General features: G+C 60.4%; 16 protein-coding genes and 1 other RNA gene. 9 read left to right on the top strand and 8 right to left on the bottom strand.

Annotated features, from left to right (window positions below; genetic code table 11):
• Positions 1 to 202: 202 nt before the first annotated feature.
• The 3 genes from EM858_RS16175 to EM858_RS16165 form a co-directional block, all read right to left on the bottom strand.
• Entirely contained in the window at positions 203 to 1015 is an 813-nt protein-coding gene (locus EM858_RS16175) for a glycosyltransferase family 25 protein (protein WP_127757250.1), read from the bottom strand.
• A gap of 102 nt (positions 1016 to 1117) precedes the next feature.
• Positions 1118 to 3592 carry a UvrD-helicase domain-containing protein gene (locus EM858_RS16170; RefSeq protein ID WP_127757249.1) on the bottom strand — a complete coding sequence of 825 codons (2475 nt, stop codon included), beginning with the start codon at positions 3590 to 3592 and terminating at the stop codon, positions 1118 to 1120.
• A 101-nt stretch (positions 3593 to 3693) separates the two neighbouring features.
• Entirely contained in the window at positions 3694 to 4104 is a 411-nt protein-coding gene (locus EM858_RS16165; RefSeq protein WP_065655832.1) for a carboxymuconolactone decarboxylase family protein, read from the bottom strand.
• 240 nt (positions 4105 to 4344) lie between these two features.
• Here EM858_RS16165 and EM858_RS16160 point away from each other — a divergent pair, with 240 nt between their 5' ends.
• The 4 genes from EM858_RS16160 (at position 4345) to EM858_RS16145 (ending at position 14015) form a co-directional block, all read left to right on the top strand.
• Positions 4345 to 5511, top strand: coding sequence for an efflux RND transporter periplasmic adaptor subunit (locus tag EM858_RS16160; RefSeq protein ID WP_127757248.1), 1167 nt, complete (start codon positions 4345 to 4347; stop codon positions 5509 to 5511).
• Positions 5508 to 8657 (top strand): efflux RND transporter permease subunit, encoded by a 3150-nt coding sequence (locus tag EM858_RS16155; protein WP_127757247.1) that lies wholly within the window; start codon positions 5508 to 5510, stop codon positions 8655 to 8657. The genes EM858_RS16160 and EM858_RS16155 overlap by 4 nt, the downstream gene beginning before the upstream one ends.
• A gap of 134 nt (positions 8658 to 8791) precedes the next feature.
• Entirely contained in the window at positions 8792 to 10204 is a 1413-nt protein-coding gene (locus EM858_RS16150; protein ID WP_127757246.1) for an FAD-linked oxidase C-terminal domain-containing protein, read from the top strand.
• Between the two features lie 91 nt (positions 10205 to 10295).
• Entirely contained in the window at positions 10296 to 14015 is a 3720-nt protein-coding gene (locus EM858_RS16145; RefSeq protein ID WP_127757245.1) for an AsmA-like C-terminal region-containing protein, read from the top strand.
• A 291-nt stretch (positions 14016 to 14306) separates the two neighbouring features.
• Here the strand turns inward: EM858_RS16145 and EM858_RS16140 are convergent, their stop codons facing one another.
• From EM858_RS16140 to ssrA, 5 genes are all read right to left on the bottom strand, one after another.
• A complete protein-coding gene (locus EM858_RS16140; RefSeq protein ID WP_127757244.1) occupies positions 14307 to 14636 on the bottom strand; it encodes a hypothetical protein in 330 nt (109 codons plus the stop codon).
• A gap of 231 nt (positions 14637 to 14867) precedes the next feature.
• The gene (locus EM858_RS16135) at positions 14868 to 15077 is read right to left on the bottom strand and encodes a ribbon-helix-helix domain-containing protein (RefSeq protein WP_003522362.1); all 210 of its coding nucleotides are present in this window, start codon (positions 15075 to 15077) and stop codon (positions 14868 to 14870) included.
• 113 nt (positions 15078 to 15190) lie between these two features.
• Entirely contained in the window at positions 15191 to 15394 is a 204-nt protein-coding gene (locus tag EM858_RS16130; RefSeq protein WP_127757243.1) for a DUF4169 family protein, read from the bottom strand.
• 44 nt (positions 15395 to 15438) lie between these two features.
• Positions 15439 to 15951, bottom strand: a complete 513-nt coding sequence (locus EM858_RS16125) for an SspB family protein (RefSeq protein ID WP_127757242.1) — start codon at positions 15949 to 15951, stop codon at positions 15439 to 15441.
• Positions 15952 to 16180: 229 nt separating this feature from the next.
• Positions 16181 to 16555: a transfer-messenger RNA gene (gene ssrA / locus EM858_RS16120) on the bottom strand.
• Between the two features lie 142 nt (positions 16556 to 16697).
• Between ssrA and EM858_RS16115 the strand changes: the two genes are divergently transcribed.
• The 5 genes from EM858_RS16115 (at position 16698) to EM858_RS16095 (ending at position 20611) form a co-directional block, all read left to right on the top strand.
• Positions 16698 to 17006, top strand: coding sequence for a DUF2853 family protein (locus EM858_RS16115; protein WP_003522365.1), 309 nt, complete (start codon positions 16698 to 16700; stop codon positions 17004 to 17006).
• Between the two features lie 99 nt (positions 17007 to 17105).
• On the top strand, positions 17106 to 17900 hold the full coding sequence (locus tag EM858_RS16110) for a thymidylate synthase (RefSeq protein ID WP_127757241.1): 795 nt from the start codon (positions 17106 to 17108) through the stop codon (positions 17898 to 17900).
• A complete protein-coding gene (locus EM858_RS16105; RefSeq protein ID WP_127757240.1) occupies positions 17897 to 18424 on the top strand; it encodes a dihydrofolate reductase in 528 nt (175 codons plus the stop codon). Before EM858_RS16110 ends, EM858_RS16105 begins: the two co-directional genes overlap by 4 nt.
• Positions 18425 to 18567: 143 nt before the next feature.
• On the top strand, positions 18568 to 19686 hold the full coding sequence (hflK, locus tag EM858_RS16100; protein ID WP_127757239.1) for an FtsH protease activity modulator HflK: 1119 nt from the start codon (positions 18568 to 18570) through the stop codon (positions 19684 to 19686).
• A gap of 1 nt (position 19687) precedes the next feature.
• A complete protein-coding gene (locus tag EM858_RS16095) occupies positions 19688 to 20611 on the top strand; it encodes a protease modulator HflC (RefSeq protein WP_020812048.1) in 924 nt (307 codons plus the stop codon).
• Positions 20612 to 20662: the final 51 nt, after the last annotated feature.

Raw genomic sequence — 20662 nt, 5'->3', positions numbered from 1 at the left:
CCGGCTCACGGTTTTAGACGACATTATCCTGTGCGTTGCGGAACAAGCGATGCGGCCACGCATTATTCCACCATGAAGAAAACGACGCGCAAACCATTGAACCGGATGACGATTTTCGTCATTTCGATTTTCATTCTCGCAGCCGTGATCGCGGCCGTCTATCTCGTCGGCTTCACGCCTGGCGAAGTATAAGACGGATCGATCAATGACCGGCCGGGGCGGTCTTGCCTTTGCCGCGCTCCATCGCAACGCACACTTTGGCGACGGCGAAGCGAATGCCGCGCAGCAGGAACCGGCTGGTTTCCAGATAGGCGCGATAGGGCAGAACGGTGAAATAGCGCCAGCGCGGCAGGCGGTAGATGCGCAGATTGTTCTGGATCTGGCTTTCCCCATCCGCATCCTGCGTGGCGCAGAGCGGGTAGAGGAAGGCCGCCTTCAGCCCCGCGAGATATTCCAGATCGAATGCGATGTCATAAGCGAGCCGCATGGGGATGAGCTTCGATATCCATTTTCCGGCGCGGCGGTTGACGAGATAGGCTCCCGAGCCTTTTTCCCGCGTGAGCGCGATGGCAAGCGAGCGGCCATTGGAAAGCGGGCGGAACGGGAATTTCCGGCCATTGCTGACGGTCGTGAGCCGCAGCAAATCCCAGTCGCCGCCATTCAGCACCGCCTCGTCTATGGCGTTGAGAAAATCATCGTCGAAGACCACGTCATCCTCGAGGATGAGCGCGATATCGGCATCGCCCGCCATGAATTTATTGGCGCAGGCGACATGGCTGAGATAGCAACCGATTTCCGGCGGCGAGGTGCGGCGGCCATGCATGAGCATGTAGGAAATCTCGCTAAATTCCGGGATGGGGTAATTCAGTTCCCTGCCATTGACGCCGGGGACACGCTCCGCCTTGAGCCCCATGGCGTCGAGGCGCGCGGTCATATCCGCGAGGCGTTTGGTGGCGCTGTCCATATTGATCAGGAAAACGGCGAGCCTGCGCTGGCTTTTCGGTAATATATACAAAGCTGTCCTCGCCGGTTCCACTTCCCCATTGCAACTCCTTTATTGCAACGGCATGACGCAGGCTATGGAAAAAGCAGCCTTCAGGCACTCACGGTTGTCGAATCAGACCTTTTCCACAAATCCGTCCAGCACGCGCTTCTGGCCGGCGCGATCGAAGTCGATCGTCAGCTTGTTTCCTTCGATGGCGGAAATATTGCCATTGCCGAATTTGAGGTGGAAGACGCGGTCGCCGACGAAAAATTTCGATGGCGTGTCGGCGACGGATTTCGCCACCAGTTCACCATCGATAGTACGGGTGCGCGGGCCGCTTTCGCCATAACCGATCCGTTCCACCGCATGGCCGGAGCGCGTGCCCCAATTGTCGCGGGTGGCGTCGCTGCGGTTCTGCTGCGCGCGTTTCCAGCCGGGGGTGGAATAGTTGTTTGTGAAAGGATCGGCCTTGTCGAAACGCGACTGGCCGTAGCCGCCGCGTCCGCCATAACCGCCGTAACTGCTGTCGGATGCCGCGACATCCACATGGGCGGGCGGCAATTCATCGAGGAAACGCGAGGGCAGGGTGGATTGCCACAGCCCGTGAATGCGCCGGTTCGACACGAACCAGATATGGCAGAGCTTCTTGGCGCGGGTGATGCCCACATAGGCAAGACGGCGTTCTTCCTCCAGACCGGAGCGCCCGCCTTCGTCCAGCGCCCGCTGGTGCGGGAACAGGCCTTCTTCCCAGCCGGGCAGGAAGACGGTGTCGAATTCCAAACCCTTGGCGGAATGCAGCGTCATGATGGAAACGGCGTCGAGATTTTCGTTCTGTTCGGCATCCATGACAAGCGCCACGTGCTCGAGGAAGCCGCGCATGCTCTCGAAGGCCTCCATCGAGCGGATGAGTTCCTTGAGGTTCTCAAGTCGTCCGGGGGCCTCGGCCGTCTTGTCGGCCTGCCACATGGCGGTATAGCCGCTTTCGTCGAGAATCTGCTCGGCAAGCGTGGTGTGCTCGGTGTTTTCCAAGAGGCCCTGCCAGCGGCGGAAATCCTGCACCACATCGAACAGCGCCTTGCGTGCCTTCGGCTTCAGCTCGTCGGTCTCGATGATGTCGGCGGCTGCGGCCAGCATCGGAATATCGCGGGCGCGGGCATAGTCGTGCAGATTGCGGATCGTCGTATCGCCAAGACCGCGCTTCGGCGTGTTGACGATACGCTCGAAGGCGAGATCGTCGGCCGGCTGGCAGACAAGGCGGAAATAGGCCATGGCGTCGCGGATTTCGAGGCGCTCATAAAAGCGCGGGCCGCCGATGACGCGATAATTGAGGCCAAGCGTGACGAAACGGTCTTCAAATTCGCGCATCTGGAAGGAGGCGCGAACGAGGATGGCCATGTCGTTCAGATTATGGTTCTTGCGCTGAAGCTGTTCGATTTCCTCGCCGACCGCACGGGCTTCCTCCTCGGAATCCCAGGCGGCATGCACCACGACCTTTTCGTCATCCGGGCTGCTGCGTTCGGTGAACAGCGTCTTGCCGAGACGGCCCTCATTATGGGCGATCAGATGCCCGGCCGCGCCGAGAATATGCTCGGTGGAGCGGTAGTTTCGCTCGAGCTTGATGACCTTGGCGCCCGGAAAATCCTTGTCGAAGCGGAGGATATTGTCCACTTCCGCGCCGCGCCAGCCATAGATCGACTGGTCGTCGTCGCCGACGCAGCAGACGTTTTGCGGTTCGCCCTTGGCGCGCTGGGCCAGCAGCCTGAGCCACATATATTGCGCCGTGTTGGTGTCCTGATATTCGTCCACCAGAATGTAGCGGAACTTCTGGTGATACTCCTTCAGAATATCGGTGTGGCGGCGGAAGATGCTGATCGGGTGCATCAGAAGATCGCCGAAGTCGCAGGCATTCAGCGTTTTCAGTCGGTTCTGATAGGCGGTGTAAAGTTCGCGGCCCTTGCCGTTGGCGAAGGCGCGGCTGTCGCCCTCGGGAATGTCCGGCGGCGTCAGGCCCTTGTTCTTCCATCCGTCGATCATGCCGGCGAACTGCTTTGCCGGCCAGCGCTTGTCGTCCAGCCCTTCGGCTTGAATGAGCTGCTTGATCAGCCGCACCACGTCATCCGTATCGAGAATGGTGAAGTCCGATTTCAGGCCGACGAGTTCCGCATGGCGGCGCAGCAGCTTGACGCCGATGGAGTGGAAGGTGCCGAGCCAGGGCATGCCCTCCACCTCGCCGCCAATCAGAACACCGATGCGTTCTTTCATCTCGCGGGCGGCCTTGTTGGTGAAGGTCACGGCAAGGATCTCGCGGGGGTAGGCGCGGCCGGTGGAAATGATATGAGCTATGCGGGTGGTCAGAACCCGGGTTTTGCCAGTGCCTGCGCCTGCGAGAACGAGAACGGGACCATCCAGCGTCTCCACCGCCTCGCGCTGCTCGGGATTGAGGCCGGAAAGATAATCGGGTTTGGGTCGCGTCTGATCGCGCGCCGCCATGGCGCGGGCGGCAATGCCAAGCCCGCCGCCGCTTTCCGCACCGGCATTGTTCGTTGCCCTGCGCGGTGCGGCGGGTTCCTCATCGAAGAACGGCATATCGTCAAAACTGTTGCTCATGCGGCCCAATGTAGTGATTCGGGATATAAAGGCCAGAACCGTGTTCTGCTTTTATTCCGGTATCAACCGTCAAAACGCCCATTCCAAGGCATTTTTTCACTTCATGTCTGCCTGTCGGCGTCGAAAGCGGCGTCAACGGGCACTTGCAGCGCCACCGCAAGCTGGTTGGTCTTGGCGGCAAGCGCGATGACGCGCAGCAAATCGGCATGCTGCTCTGTCGTCATGCCTTTCGCTTTGGCGGCGGCCGTGTGGGAATGGGCGCAATAGGAGCAGCCATTGGTGACGGAAACGGCGATATAGAGCATTTCCTTCACCACGGGATCGAGCGCCGAAGGTGTCGCCATCACCGCCTTCACCTCACCCCATGTCTTTTCAAGCAGATCGGCATCGAAGGCGAGGTAGAGCCACATATTATTGATGAAATCCGATTTGCGGGTGGCGCGGATGTCATCGAACACCGCCTTGACGCGAGGATCGGTTTCCGGGTTTTCGGTCTTCGTCACGGTGCTCATCGCTTCCTCCGGTTATGGCGTCTCGGGGGCAGATTAGCCCAATGGCGGATATTTGCGACAGGAATGCGTGGCCCGGATTGCCGTTTGGCTGCGCCGGGCGGCATTTGCGCCCAAATTACAATTACGTAAGGAACGGATTTGTGCGTTGCCTTGCCTTGGCCAAGCAGGAATACTGCATCTGTCCCGGAACGTGTCGTTTTCGGGAATGCTTTGTGCTGCGCGGATCAACCGGAGAAATATATGCGGGTCTGGAAACAGGTGGGTGTCAGTGTAGCCGTGGTGGGAGCGGGGCTCTGTCTCTGGGGCTTCTATTCGCCCGAAGCCCGCAATGTGTTCGCCGCGATAGGGCTTGGCAAAACGCCTGCCGGGGCGATTGAAGTCGCCGCATCCGGCGGCCCGGCAGCCGGTGCGTCCACAGGCCAGAATGCCGGCGGTGCGCGCCGCAACGGCAACGCCACACTGGTGGTGACGGCCCCGGTGAAGAAAGGCACGGTCAATGACCGGCTGAACGCCATCGGCAATGGCGAGGCGATCCAGTCGGTTGTCGTCATGCCACAGGCCTCCGGCACGCTTTCCGAAATTCGCACGTCGTCCGGCGCTCGTGTCGTGAAAGGCCAGGTGCTGGCGCGGCTCGACGATGAAGAGCAGGTGATCGAGCGCGACAAGGCGCAGGTGGCGCTGCGCAGCGCCGTTGAAAAATCCAATTCCTACAAGAACCTGAAATCTGTTTCCCGCCTCGATGTGCTGGATGCGCAGATCGCCGAGGAAGCCGCCAAGCTGGCGCTGAGCACTGCCGAACTCAATCTGAAACGCCGCGACATCGTTGCGCCGATAGAGGGTGTGGCGGGTATTGTCGCCGCCAATATCGGCGATAACGTCACCACGCAGTCAACCATCGTCAGCATCGACGACCGTTCGGAAATTCTCGTCAATTTCTGGGCTCCCGAGCGGTTCGCAACCGCTATCAAGGTCGGCATGCCGGTGGAGGCGACGTCGATTTCCCGACCGGGCGAGACTTTCAAGGGTGAGATCGAGGCCGTCGACAACCGCGTCGATGAGGCGAGCCGCACGATCCGCATCCGGGCGAAGTTCGGCAATGAGAAGGACGAGCTGAGGGCCGGCATGTCCTTCGGTGTCACCATGCGCTTTGCCGGAGAAACCTATGCCTCGGTCGATCCGCTGGCCGTGCAGTGGGATGCGGAAGGCTCCTACGTCTGGCGTGTGACCGACAATAAATCGAACAAGGTGCGGGTGCAGATCGTGCAGCGCAATCCCGATGCCGTTCTCGTCAAGGCGGAGTTGGCGGATGGCGAGCCTGTCGTGATCGAGGGCCTTCAGCGTGTGCGCGAAGGCGGCGCGGTCCGCGTCGGCAGCCAGCCGAAGCCCGAGGAGGTTGCCAGCCAATGACGACGCAGCCGCCCTCCGGTCAGGATTCCAAACTCGCCTTTACGGCATTGTTCGTGCGCCGGCCGATTCTGGCGGCGGTTCTCAATACGCTGCTGGTCGTTGCCGGCCTTGCGGCGCTGGTGGGTGTCGAAGTGCGCGAACTGCCTGACGTCGACCGGCCGACGATCAGCGTCAGGACCACCTATGAGGGGGCCGCACCCGAAACCATCGATCAGGAAGTGACGCAGACCATCGAAGGTGCGGTGGCGCGTGTCAGCGGCGTCAAGTCCATCTCGTCCAACTCGCAGTTCGGCACCAGCCGCGTGACGCTGGAATTCGGCGACAATGTCGATCTCGCCGTCGCCGCCAATGACGTGCGCGACGCCATCGGCCGCGTCACCAACCAGTTGCCTGACGATGCCGACGAGCCGCAGATCATCAAGGCGGATTCCGACAGCCAGCCGATCATGCGCCTTGCCGTCACCTCCTCCACGCTCAGCATGGAAGACCTGACCAAGCTGGTGGATGACGAGATCATCGACCGTCTGGCCGCCGTCGACGGCGTGGCCGATGTGGAGCTCTACGGCGATCAGGAAAAGGTTTTCCGGGTCGATCTCAATCAGGCCGCATTGGCGAGCCGCGGTCTGACCGTGACCGACGTTTCCAATGCGCTTGCCAGCGCTGCCCTCGATGTGCCGGCGGGATCGCTGAAAAGCACGACGCAGGATATTGTCGTGCGCGCCACGGCCAGCCTGACGAAGCCCGAGGATTTCTCCAACCTTCTCATCAAGAACAATATCCGCCTCAGGGACGTCGCGACCGTGATGCTGGGTGCGGATGACGAATCCACCTCGTTGCGCTCCAATGGCGTGCAGGGCGTCGGTCTTGGTGTCATCCGTCAGGCGCAGTCCAACACGCTCAGCATCTCGACCGGCGTGAAGGCCGCCGTCGACGCCATGTCGGCCAATCTGCCCGAGGGCACGCGTATCGTCGTGACCAGTGACGATGCCGTCTTCATCGAAGGCGCGCTGCACGAGGTCGAACTGGCGCTCGGTCTCTCGGCGATCATCGTCGTCGTCGTGCTCTATCTCTTCCTGCGCGACTGGCGCGCCACCCTCATTCCGGCAATCACCATGCCGGTGGCGCTGATCGGCACCATTGTCGCCATCTATATGGTCGGCTTCTCGGTCAATATCCTGACGCTGCTTGCCATCGTTCTGGCGACGGGCCTCGTGGTCGATGACGCCATCGTCGTGCTGGAAAATATCGTGCGCCGCCGGGCGGAAGGCATGGGGCCGCGGGCCGCTGCCGTTCTCGGCACGCAGGAAGTCTTTTTCGCAGTCATCGCGACGACGGCGACGCTTGCCGCCGTTTTCATTCCGCTCTCCTTCCTGCCGGGCCAGCTTGGCGGTCTGTTCCGCGAATTCGGTTTCGTGCTGGCCTTCGCGGTGGGCTTGTCCTCCATCGTGGCGCTGACGCTCTGCCCGATGCTCGCCTCGCGTATGCTGAAGGAGGGGCTGAAGGAGCCAACGGGGCCGCTCGCATGGTTCGGCAATGTCTTTGCCTCCACCTACAAATCGACGCTTTCCGCCTGCCTCAACAATCCGCTGATCGTCATCGTCGTGGCGCTGATCTTTTCCGGTTTGTCATGGATCGCCTTCGGCATGATCCAGAACGAGTTGACGCCGCGCGAAGACCGCGCCTCGATCATGATGCGGGTGACAGCGCCGCAGGGCGTCAGCCTCGAATATACCCGCGACCAGTTGCAGCGGATCGAGGAAAACCTGCAGCCGCTGCGCGACAGCGGTGAAATCCGCAATATTTACTCCATCACCGGCATGAACGGCTCGTCCAATACCGGTTTCATGGTGCTGACGCTTGCGCCCTGGGCCGATCGTGAGAGGACGCAGAACCAGATTGCCGCAGATGTCACCTCCGCCGCCAACAGGGTTCCGGCGCTGCGCGGCAATGCGATGCAGCCGAACAGCCTCAGAATTCGCGGTGCCGGCAACGGCCTGCAGATGGCGATGGTTGGCAGCAACTATGCGGCGCTGACCGAGGCAACGCAGAAATTGCTGCTTTCCATGGAGGAAAGCGGCCTGTTCGATACGCCACGTTTCGACAATGAGCCCAATCAGGCGCAGATTTCCGTCTCCATCGACCGCGAGCGTGCGTCGGATCTCGGCATCGATATCACCGGCCTGTCGCGCGCCATGCAGTCGCTGCTGGAAGGACGCTCGATTGTCGACGTCTTCGTGGATGGCGATGCGATCCCGGTGCGGCTTTTGTCCTCCACCCGGCCGATCAACGATCCGACCGATCTTGAAAACGTCTTCCTGAAAACGGGTGACGGCAAGATCGTGCCGATGTCGGTCATTGCCACGCTGAAGGAAAATGCGGTTGCGCCGCAGTTGAACCGCGAGCAGCAGCTTCCCTCCGTCGGCTTCACCGCCAACCTCAAGGATGGCGTTTCGCTGGGTGAGGCCCTGCAAAAGGTGAATGAGCTCTCGCAATCCGTCCTGCCGCCCGGCGCACGCCTGCTGCCGCTGGGTGAGGCTGCGACGCTGGAGGAAAATTCGAGCGGCATGTTGCTGACCTTCGGTTTTGCCATCGCCATCATCTTCCTCGTGCTCGCCGCGCAGTTCGAAAGCGTGCTGAGTTCGGTCATAATCATGACGACGGTGCCGCTCGGCCTTGCCTGCGCTGTCATCGCGCTGCTGGTCACCGGCTCGAGCCTCAACGTCTATAGCCAGATCGGGCTCGTGCTGCTCGTCGGGGTGATGGCGAAAAACGGTATTCTCATCGTCGAATTCGCAAATCATCTGCGCGACCAGGGCGCAACCGTGCGGGAAGCCATTGAAAAGGCCACCAGCATTCGCCTGCGCCCCGTCATGATGACGATGATTGCGACCATTCTCGGCGGTGTGCCGCTGGTGCTGGCGCAGGGTGCCGGCGCGGAAGCGCGCATCGCGCTCGGCTGGGTCATCGTCGGCGGCCTCGGTTTTGCGACGCTGGTGACGCTTTACATCACGCCGGTCTCCTACCTGCTGATCGCCCGCTTCGCCAAGCCGCAGGCGGATGAGGAAATTCGCCTTCACCGCGAGCTTGAACTTGCCGCCCGCCGCAAGGCGCTGGAAGAGGACAAGCCGCTGCTCGCAGCGGAATGAAAAACGGTTGCCGCCAAACAGTGTTTGGCGCAATCGCGATGCTGGACAAAGCGTTAACCTTATCCCATACCACCTGACGGAATTTCGTAACGGATCGAATCCTTTACGGGCAGATGTTGCGGTGGAGACGGACGATGGCGCTGAAAGATGTGGTGGCGGGAAAGCGGAACGAAGAGGGTATCGCGTCTTCGCTCGCGGTGCTGAAGCAGCAGCTCGGCGACAGGCTCCAGACCGGACAGGCGTTTCGCGAGCAGCACGGCCACACCACAACCTATCTGACGCTGCAGGCGCCTGACGGTGTCGTTTTTGCCGAGAGCGCGGACGATGTGAAGGCGGTGGTAAAGGTCTGCGCGCAATATAAGGTGCCGGTCATTCCCTTCGGAACGGGGTCTTCGCTGGAAGGGCAGGTGAATGCGCCGAACGGCGGAATCTGCATCGATTTCAGCCGGATGAATCGCATCATTGAGGTGAATGCCGAAGATCTTGACGTGACGGTGGAGCCGGGGGTGACGCGCGAGGACCTTAATGTCTATCTGCGCGATACCGGCCTGTTTTTCCCCATCGATCCCGGCGCCAATGCCTCCATCGGCGGCATGGCCTCGACGCGGGCCTCCGGCACCAATGCCGTGCGTTACGGCACGATGAAGGACAATGTGCTGGCCGTTACCGCCGTTGTTGCCAATGGCGAGGAAATCCGCACCGCGCGGCGCGCCCGCAAATCATCTGCGGGTTACGATCTGACACGGCTTTTCGTCGGTGCTGAAGGCACGCTCGGTGTCATCACTTCCGTGACCTTGCGGCTTCAGGGTATTCCGGAAAAAATCGCCGGCGGGGTCTGCACTTTCGACAGCATCAAGGCGGCCTGCGATGCCGTCATCATGACGATCCAGATGGGGGTTCCGGTCGCCCGCATCGAATTGCTGGACGAAGTGCAGGTGCGGGCCTGCAACGCCTATTCCGGCCTGAACTATGCGGAGAAGCCGACACTTTTCGTGGAATTCCACGGCACCGAGGAAACGGCGGCGCTGCAATCGCAGCAGTTCGCCGAAATCGCGGCCGAATGCGGCAGCGTCGACTTCCGCTGGACAGGCGATGCGGCCGAGCGCAACAGGCTATGGAAAGCGCGGCACGACGCCTATTGGGCCTCGCGGGCGCTTGCCCCCCATCTCGACGGGCTTTCCACCGATGTCTGCGTGCCGATTTCGCGTCTTGCCGACTGCGTTGTGGAAACGCAGCGGGATATCGAGGAGAATGGCTTTCTCGCGCCGATCGTCGGCCATGCGGGCGACGGGAACTTCCACGTCCTTATTCTGTTCGATGGCAAGGACGCGGAAAGTGTGGCGAAAACCGAGGCCTTCGTCGCCCGTCTCAACCGCCGCGCCATCGCTATGGAGGGCACCTGTACCGGCGAACACGGCATCGGGCAGGGCAAGATGAGTTTCCTCGCCGAAGAGGCCGGCAATGCACTGGATCTCATGCGCGCCATCAAAACGTCGCTCGATCCCGATAACATCTTCAATCCGGGCAAGTTGTTCCGGCTTGTCTGATCATTCTCACAATTGATTGGTACAAAAGGCTGCTTGCCGTTAAGGCAGAAAAGAATAGGTTTGCAGCGTTCGCGAAGGGAGATGCAGGTCAGTGCTCGGACGTATTCTGGTTTTTCTGGGCGGACTGCTGGCCGTGGTGCTGTTTTCGGCGCTGCTTATTCCCTATTTCGTCGACTGGACGGATTTCCGCCGCGATTTCGAGGATCAGGCGAGCCGTATTCTCGGCAAGAAGGTGGTGGTGCATGGCCGGGTTGAAGCCCGTATCCTGCCTTTCCCTTCGGTAACTTTGCACGATGTGCGGGCCGGAACGGATGCGGATGGATCGCCGCTCATTCAGGTCGCCCGTTTTTCCATGGATGCGGAGCTTGCGCCTTTCCTCTCCGGCGAGGCGCGCATTTTCGACATGCGCATCGAGGAACCCAAGGCCAGGATAAGGCTGTTGAAGGACGGCACGCTGGACTGGATGCGCGGCAGCCGGGCGGAAATTCCCGCCCGCACCGTGGTTCTGGAAAGCGTGCAGATCGAAGGCGGGCAGATCGAATTCATCGATGAGCAATCCGGCCGCAACCGTGTCGTGACCGGCCTCAATGCCGACATGTCCGCCAATTCGCTGGCCGGGCCGTGGAAGGCGGAGGGACGCGCCGCCGTCGATGGCCATCCGGGCTCCTTCTCGCTCTCCAGCAGCGAGCCGGATTATGCCGCCGGCCGCATGGGGCTCAGGGTGCGGGTGGTGCCGGACGAACATCCGGTCGAGGTCGATCTCGATGGGGCGATTGCTGCAACAGCGGGCAAGCCCGCCTATAGCGGTTCTTTCGCTTTCAGTTTCCGCGAAGACGAAAAGCAGAAGCAGCAGGCCGGACAATCGCTGTTTTCCTCGCCGCGCACCCGCGGCAGCTTTGAACTCACCAATGAGAGCGTGCGCATCCCGAGCTACCGCATGGAGCTCGGCGGCAGCGAAAATCCCTATGTCGTGACCGGGGAAGCGACGCTCGATACCGGCGCCAAGCCGGAATTCCTGCTGACGGCCGATGGCCAGCAGATCGATGTCGCCCGCTTTGCGCCGCCCGTCGTGCAGGCGGGCAAGACCTCGCGCCAGCCCACCGCCTCGGTTCGCCAGCGTATCGAGGCCTTTGCGGCCATGGTGGCCCGCATTCCGGTGCCGCCGGTGCCGGGCAAGGCCAGCATCAGCCTTCCGGCGCTCGTTTCCGATGACACGACCATTCGTGACATCAGGCTGGATGTGCGTCCTGAAGGCAGCGGCTGGCAGGTGGTGAATGCCGTTGCGACCCTGCCGGGCAGGACGCAGCTCGAAGCCAAAGGATCGTTGACGCTTCTCGGCGGCCCTGCTTTCAACGGCAATCTGCTTCTCGCCTCAAACCAGCCTTCGGGTCTGGCGAACTGGCTTTCCGGTTCCGTCGATCCGGCGATCCGCCAGCTCAATGCTGCCGGTTTTTCTGCCGATGTCTCGCTGACGACGCTCAACCAGCGTTTCGACAATCTGGAGCTTGCAGTTGGCGATGCGTCGCTGAAGGGTGAGCTGGAGCGACGTTCCGACGGCAAGACCTCCAATCTTTCCATCGATCTTGCCGGAAACGAAATCGATCTCGATGCGCTGAAGGCGCTCGGCAGTCTGGCGCTTGGCGATCAGGTCGGCAGCTCCGTCCTTGACCACCGCATTACCGCAAAATTCAAGGCCGACCGGTTCAACATGGCCGGTGTGACCGCCAATCACGTCGAGACCGCCTTCACCATGGCGGGGGGCGTTCTCTCGCTGGAGAACATGACGGCCGGAGACATCGCCGGTGCGGAAGTCAGGGCAAGGGGTGAGCTGCAGGGTTCGCTGCTGAAATATGCGGGCAAGGGCACGGTGAACCTGCATGCGGCGGATATGCAGCCGTTCTTCACCATGCTGCAGCAGAAATTGCCGAACCATCCATTCCTCAGCCGTCTGGCGGCGAGCGCTCCGTGGTACGCCAATTCCGATCTTTCAATGGATGTTTCGGTCAATAGCGAAAATGGCGGCGCCAATGTCGCCGTTTCCGGCACCGTCAATGGCAGCCGGCTGTCGGCCGTGGCCAAGATGCCGGATTTCCTGTCGATCACCGATGATACCGCCATGTCGCTGGAAGCGGTTCTGAAAAACCAGTCGACGGCCATCCTGTTCGGGCAGGCGGGGCTCGATCCGCTGCCCTTCGATGCGGATGGCGAGGGGCTTTTGTCCATCAAGCTCAACGGCACGCTCGGCTCGCCCGCCCAGACCGAACTGCGTTTCTCGACGGAGCGCACGCATTTTTCGATGAACGGTTCCTTTGCCGTTTCGTCGGCCAATTTCGGTGAGGGCAGCGCCGACGTGGCGCTCGAAAGCGCCGACATCGAGCCCTATCTCATCATGAACGCCGTCGGCCTGCCGCAGCTTGGCGGCGGCATGGCGTTGAAGGCCAATGCGAAAGTGGCAGTGGATGGGCAAAAGATCGCGCTTTCCTCGATAGGCGGGCAGGCCGGCGGAAATCCGTTCTCGGGCAATCTGGCCTTCCAGCGCGCCGCGCCCTATCCCGTCACCGGCGATCTTACTGTCAGAACGGCCGATCTCGCCTGGCTGGGCGATGCGATCTATGGGCCGGTGATCGATCCGGAAACCGGGGCGCTCAATGCCAAGCCGCTGGCCATGGCCGCGTTCCCGCAGCTCAAGGCTTCGCTTGCCTTGAAAGCGGAAAGCTTCGAGGCCGGGCCCTTCGGCACGGTCACGGGTGTTTCGGCCAAGGTCACGCATGATGCGGGCAGTCTCTCGCTCGATGATGTTGCCGGCACCTTCATGGGCGGCAAGCTGACGGGGCGGCTCGCCATGTCGACGGGCGAGGGGGCGGGCATTTTCCGCACCAAGATCGCGGTGACCGATGCCAATCCGGAGCCGATCCTGTGGGCGAATGCCAACGGGCCGGTCGCGGCAGGCCGGGTCGCCATCGACCTGACGGCCGAATCGACCGGCAAGAGCGTCGGTGAAATGCTGAAATCGGCAGGCGGTTCGGGTGAAATCCGGGTCGGTGGGCTGGTGCTGAAGGGGCTAAATCCCGGTGCCCTGCCGCCGATCCTGCAGGCGGCCGATGGCTTGCAGCAACCGATCGACGCGCCCAAGGTGCGGCCGCTGGTGGACCAGAGCCTGTGGCAGGGTGAAATCGGCCTCGGCGATGTGGCCTTGCCATTCTCGCTGAATGGCGGCGCGCTTCATTTCAAGAATCTGCGGGCGGGGATCGATCCGGTAACGCTGACGGCCGATGCGACGGTCGATCTTGCGGCTTCGACAGTGAATGGCGACCTCGAGCTCCTGTTCAATCCCGGCACCGAAACGGTTGCGGGGGCCGAGCCTTCGGTGCGGCTGAATTATAACGGCCCGCTTGCCGCACCGGCTTTGACGACCGATGTTTCGGCGCTCAGCAATTACCTGTCGCTCCGGGCTTTCGAAAAGGAGCGCCGCCGGGTGGAGGCCATGCAGGCCAGCGTTCTCGAAAAGCAGCGACTGCGCCGGGAAGTGGCGCTTTATCGCTCTCAGGCGGCCGAGCGGCAGGCCGAGAAGGAACGGGCGGAGGCGGAAGCCATGGCCAAGGCCGAAGAGGAGGCGCGTTTAAAGGCCGCAGCCGAAGAACGTCTGCGTCAGGAAAAGGAACAGCAGGAGCGGTTGCAGCAGCAACAGCAGCAACAGGAACAGGGGCAACAGCCGACGCCCGAGCGGCAATCCGCGCCTGTTCTGGTGGTGCCTCCGACGGAAAACGCCATCCGGCAACTGGCGCCGGAAAACGCTCCCGCCACGCCGTAAGCTTGCGTGGCAAGCGAGGTCGATTTCCCTTTAAGCTGGTTGACGGACGGCGCGGGGCTTACCTCCGTATGCCGCGTCATGCTCCGGCCTGTTTTTAACGTGTTTAGATTTTTGGCGCAGTTCCGAGGACGTCGAACGAAAGTGCGTTCTTCACGGGCGACTTCAAGGGCACCGGACAGCAATGGTTTGACCTAGCGATAAGGCCAAATCCGGCAAAGGTCTGCGGCCTTCCACGGTGAGCATTTTGCGTTGCTCATCAATTGTTTTGACGGAAAAATCCTGACGAAATTATCAGACCCAGGTTTCGCGTTCGCCGAATGGCGTGTCGGCGTCGAAATTTTTGGTGCCGATCCTGGCGCTTTCACCGGAAAGGCCCGGCTTTTCCACATTCTCGCTCGAGGATGCCGATTTTTCGGCGCTGTTTTCGAGCGCCTCGAGCTGAGCCTTGAGCGACGCGATTGCGCTCTTCAGCTCTTCCTGTGCTTTCGCTTCCGTGGTCTGGGCAAGCTCCGACTGCTTTTCGGCAATCTGTGCTTTCAGTTCGGAAACGCTTGAAGACGATGTGGATGAAGAAGAAAGCAGGGAAACGGCGGCGCTCGTTCCCGAAACGGCAGAAACCATGGTCGCCTCGTGGCGGATATGTGGAATGGAAGGATATGAAACAAAATCTGGAAGCAAGGCTACGCAATACGGGGATGCCTTGGAGCGCAGATTATGCCGCTAATGTTTAATGAATACTTTCACGGCGTTACGAGTTTTCGGCGGAATTTTTCGTAGTGGCTGATGGGTAAAATCCGGCGGCGAGATGCCCGCTCGTGGCAGCAGCCTCTTTGACAGACAGGTTGCGAAAGGTCAGCGGGTTTTCAGCCAGTTCAACACATAGACCCGCAGCGACGAGGACAGATTGCTGTCGGCGGAGCGGTTGTCGTCTATTTCGGCAAGCAGGGCCGCGAAACTGATCTTGCGTCTTTCCGCAATGGTTTTCAGCTCGTCCCAGAAGGCGTCCTCGAGTGAAATGCTGGTGCGGTGGCCGTGCAGCGTCGCGGAGTGCTTGCGGATCATCAGATCGGTCTCCGGTGAAACCGGTTGGAGGTCTGAATCATGTCTCCCCGGCAAGTCCCTGTTTTGCGATTCTTTTCCGATAGTCCCGAAATCCGCGACGGTCGGCCGGCAGGTCAGTCTTTGCCGGTCCCGTCATCGTTTTTTTCGAGCCGCCCCTGATCGAGCGCCTTTCCGGCCTTTTCGTTCAGGGCCGAGGTGAGATTTTTTTCGGTCTTGGTGCGGCCGAAGGACAGGCGGTTCTGCTCCGCCTGCTTTTCTTTTTCGCTACGGGCTTTCTGTTTCCGAAACTGGCGCAGATTGACGATATCGGCCGCCATGGGGATTATGCTCCTCGGGTTTCGTAAGCTCGGCGTAAAAGCCGTTATTGCTTCTTGCGGAAGGCATCCAGCGAAACGACCGAGCCTTCCTTCTTTTCCTCGCCGGATTTGGGCGTCTCGGCAGCGGCAGCGGGCTTTGCCTCATGGGAAACGGGATAAGCGGTGATCTCCGCGTCTTCGATTTCTTCCTCTTCGGCCAGAGGCACGTCGAATTCGAGTTCGAAATTGACGGAAGGATCGTAGAAACCACGAATGGCGTTGTAAGGGATGACCAGCTTTTCCGGCGTATCCGAGAAGGACAGGCCGATTTCGAAGCCGGTTTCGGTTACTTTCAGGTCCCAGAACTGATGCTGGATAACAATGGTCATCTGCTCGGCATATTTCGCCTTGAGGTGCTGGGAAATCCGCACGCCCGGCGCGCCGGTCAGGAAGGTGATGAAAAAGTGATGGTCGCCGGGCAGACGGCCGGTTGCGGCCACTTCACCCAAAACCTTACGAATAACGCCGCGAAGGGCATCCTGTGCGAGAATGTCGTAACGGATATGATCCTGCCCCATGCGGTCCTGTCTTTCCCTTATTCGAACGTCTTTTCATGCACGGCGCGGCTTGCGCGCCAAGGACGCTGTAACACTTTGAATCTTCGCGTAATCCTTGAGCCCGGATCATTTCCGATCCTGACGCTCACGCGTTGGCCAAGTATACGCAATGTCCTGAACGGCAGCAACGGAAAAGCCGATGCCGATTGCGAGTCAGCTATCATATAACCAATTCAGGCAAAATGGAGAAGGTGGAGGTTTCTGTTGCCAGGTACCTCCGAACCCCGCCTCACGGGGCTAACCGTGAGGACTTTAGAGCGGAATTCCCGCACCGCCATTAGGCAGCGAGAGCATATTCCTTAGCGTTGTTGTCGTTTGCAACTACACTTGTGACCCGATAACGGCGGTATCATGCCGAGCAAAAGTTCGATCTTTACGCCCTTGTCGATCCTGTTTCGCCCCCATCAAAAGCCGGCCTTCGTTTCATGAAAGTCCGCCGGTTTTTGGTGGAGGCGCCGGGTACCGCCCCCGGGTCCAATAGGTTTATTACACCGACCGTTTATCGCCATAGCCGGGTTGCCCCGGCAAGGCTCATATAGGCGTTTCGACCGGCTGAGAAAAGGGGGGTGATGACAATTCCATGAAAAGGTTTCGTGATTGCGGCCCGCACTTTAGACAATTCTTGACGACGAGGGATTGCTGTCCCATTGTCCATGCAACCGGTCACCAGAAGCAACACCGGGCCGGGGACACACGAAGGAGTGGACATGACTGACTATCTCGCAGATGTGAAGAAATACGACGCAGCAGCCGACGAAGCCGTGGTCGGCAAGATCGTCAAGCATCTCGGCATCGCCCTGCGCAACCGGGATTCCTCGCTGGTGTCCGCTTCCGATCCGGAAGAGCTTGCACGTGTGAAGGCGAGCTGGTGCGGCAAGAAGCTCGGCGTGACCGACGGTACGGCCGATCAGGCAATCGATGCCGTTGCCAAGGCCATGGCGGCGGACCGCTCCAAATCGCGCGTGACCTTTTATTATCTGGTCGCCAAGGAACTCGGGAAACTGCAATCTCTCTGATTTTTCCTGAAAGGCGGGGATAAGCGTTTCCCCGGTGATTGGTTCTGCCGCCCTGTGCTATTATATTCCCTGGATATCAGGGAATCGGCGGCAGAACGCATGAAACAATATCTCGATCTTCTCCGGCATGTGATGGAAACCGGCTCCGACCGCGGAGACCGCACCGGCACGGGTACGCGCTCGGTGTTCGGTTACCAGATGCGTTTCGACCTTGCGCAAGGTTTTCCGGTTCTCACCACCAAGAAGCTGCATCTGCGCTCCATCATTCATGAACTGCTGTGGTTCCTGAAGGGCGATACCAATATCGCCTATCTCAAGGAAAACGGCGTTTCCATCTGGGACGAGTGGGCCGACGAGAACGGCGATCTCGGCCCGGTCTATGGTGCGCAGTGGCGCTCGTGGCCCGCACCGGACGGTCGCCACGTCGATCAGATCGCGCTTTTGATCGAGAGCCTGAAAACCAATCCGAACTCCCGCCGTCACATCGTTTCGGCCTGGAACCCGGCGCTGGTGGATGAAATGGCGCTGCCGCCCTGCCATTGCCTGTTCCAGTTCTATGTTTCCGATGGAAAGCTGTCCTGCCAGCTCTATCAGCGCTCGGCGGACATTTTCCTCGGCGTGCCGTTCAACATCGCGTCCTATGCGCTTCTGACGCTGATGGTAGCGCAGGTCACTGGCCTGAAGCCGGGCGATTTCGTCCATACGCTCGGCGATGCGCATATCTATGCCAATCATTTCGAGCAGGCGAAGCTGCAGATGACGCGCACGCCCAAGGCCCTGCCGACGATGCGCCTCAATCCGGATGTGAAGGACCTTTTCGCCTTTAAGTTCGAAGACTTTACGCTGGAAAACTACGAGGCCGATTCAAGCATCAAGGCGCCGATCGCGGTATGAGCGAGCCGCGCGTCACCATCATCGTTGCGGTGTCCGAAAACGGCGTCATCGGCCGCGACCTCGACATGCCGTGGAAACTCTCCACCGACCTCAAGCGCTTCAAGGCGATGACGATGGGCAAGCCGCTCATCATGGGCCGCAAGACATTTTTATCCGTCGGCGAGCGTCCATTGCCGGGCCGCCCGCATATCATCGTCAGCCGCAATGCCGATTACCGGCCGCAAGGCGTGGATGTCGTCTCCTCGCTGGAGGAGGCTTTGAAGCTTGCCAGAAGCAAGGCTGCAGAACTGGGTGTGGATGAGGTCTTCGTGGCGGGTGGCGGTGAGATTTACCGTCAGGCCATGCCCTTCGCCGATCAACTTTCCGTCACCCATGTCGCGGTAAAGCTCGATGGCGACACTTTTTTTCCGGAAATCGATCCTGCCGTTTTTGAGAAAATCGAGGAAATCCCCGCTCCCGCAGGGGAAAAGGACAATTATCCGGTTCTGTTTACCACTTATGTGCGAAGAGCCGCGTCAAAGTGAACTATTTACCCTGATTGGGTATTTAGTTACCACCTCTGCGTTGAAACGGACGCTTCTCCTTCCTATAACGGGTCGATATTCCCGCCGCACGCGAGCAATCGCTTTCGAACGGAACCGGGAGAGGCTTTTATAAAGAGGTATTGATGCCCTGGAGCAATCAGAATGGCGGCGGCGGCCCTTGGGGCGGCGGCGGTGGAGGAAACAACCAGGGCGGCGGTGGCGGCCCATGGGGGCAGGGGCCTAACCGGCCTCGCGGCGGTGGCGGCGGCAATGGCGGCCCGCCCGATCTGGAAGAGATCATCCGGCGCAGCCAGGACCGTTTCAAGAATGTGCTGCCCGGCGGCTTCAACGGCGGCGCAGTTGCCATCGTGGTTCTCGTCGTGCTGGTTTTCCTCAGCATCCAGTCCATCTATACCGTCCAGCCGGACGAGCGCGGCGTGGAGCTGCGTTTCGGCCGCCCGAAGGACGAAATCTCGATGCCCGGCCTGCATTTCCATCTGTGGCCAATCGAGACGGTTGAAATCGTCAAGGTCACCGAGCAGCAGCAGAATATCGGTTCGCGCGCCTCGTCGTCTTCGTCGAGCGGCGTGATGCTGACCGGCGACCAGAACATCGTCAACGTGCAGTTCTCGGTGCTCTATACGGTTTCGGATCCGAAATCCTATCTCTTCAACGTCGACAGCCCGGCCGAAACCCTGCAGCAGGTTTCCGAAAGCGCCATGCGCGAAGTCGTCGGCCGTCGTCCGGCACAGGACATTTTCCGCGATAACCGTCAGGCGATTGCGGCGGATGTGCGCACCATCATCCAGTCCACCATGGACGGTTATGGCGCCGGCATTTCCATCAATGCCGTGGCCATCGAAGATGCGGCGCCGCCGCGCGAAGTGGCCGATGCCTTCGACGAAGTGCAGCGTGCCGAACAGGACGAAGACCGCTTCGTTCAGGAAGCCAACCAGTACGCCAACCAGAAGCTCGGCGCCGCTCGCGGTCAGGCCGCGCAGATCCTCGAAGAAGCGAACGCCTACAAGTCGCGCGTCGTCAACGAGGCGCAGGGTGAGGCGCAGCGCTTCGTCTCCATCTATGACCAGTATCGCACCGCGCCGGACGTGACCCGCCAGCGCATGTTCCTGGAAACGATGGAACAGGTCCTGAAGGGCTCCAACAAGATCATCATCGACGAGAAACAGGGCGTGGTGCCTTATCTGCCTCTGAACGAGATCATGCGCAACAATCCGGGCGCAGCACAGCAGGGAGGCAACTGATATGGGTAACCGTCTTTCTGCCATTCTCGTCGGTCTCGCCGTCGTGCTTTTCCTCGGTTATTCGTCGATCTTCGTCGTCAACGAGCGCCAGCAGGCCATCGTCGTCCGCTTCGGTGAAATCCAGGATGTGAAAACCGCGCCGGGCCTCTATTTCAAGCTGCCCTTCGCCTTCATGGATGCCGACCGGGTACAATATATCGAGAACCGGGCGCTGCGCTTCGATCACGACAATATTCGTGTTCAGGTTTCCGGCGGCAAGTTCTACGAGGTCGATGCCTTCGTGGTCTATCGCATCACGGATGCGCGCCGCTTCCGGCAGACGGTCTCGGGTGACCAGATGTCGGCGGAATCGCGCCTGCGTACCCGTCTCGACGCATCGCTGCGCCGGGTCTACGGTCTGCGCGGTTTCGAATCGGCGCTTTCGGATGCACGTGCATCGATGATGCAGGAAGTGCGTGACGATCTGCGTCCCGATGCGGAATCGCTCGGCATCAGCATCGTCGATGTCCGCATCCGCCGTACCGACCTGACGCAGGAAGTCTCGCAGCAGACCTTCGAGCGCATGAAGTCGGAACGTCTGGCCGAGGCCGAATTGATCCGCGCCCGCGGTAACGAAGAAGCGCAGCGCCGCCGCGCTATCGCCGACCGCCAGGTCGTCGAACTGGAATCTGACGCCCGCCGTCAGTCCGAAGTGCTGCGTGGTGAAGGCGATGCGGAGCGCAACAAGGTGTTCGGCGAGGCTTTCCAGCGCGATCCGAACTTCTTCGAGTTCTATCGCTCCATGTCGGCCTATGCCAATGCGCTGAACGGCAACGGCACGACGCTGGTTCTGTCTCCGGACTCGACCTTCTTCCGTTATTTCAACAATATCGACGGTGCGGCTCCGGCTGCTCCGGCTGCCCCTGCGCCAGCGCCGGCGAACTGATAGCGGATAAAATGATTTTGGAGGGGCCGGTTTTACCGGCCCTTTCTTTTT

The organism is Agrobacterium sp. CNPSo 2736 (assembly GCF_004005385.1).
Classification (GTDB): Bacteria; Pseudomonadota; Alphaproteobacteria; order Rhizobiales; family Rhizobiaceae; genus Agrobacterium; species Agrobacterium leguminum.
Note: the sequence above shows the minus strand (reverse complement) of the source record. Positions and strands in the feature narration are given on the sequence as shown.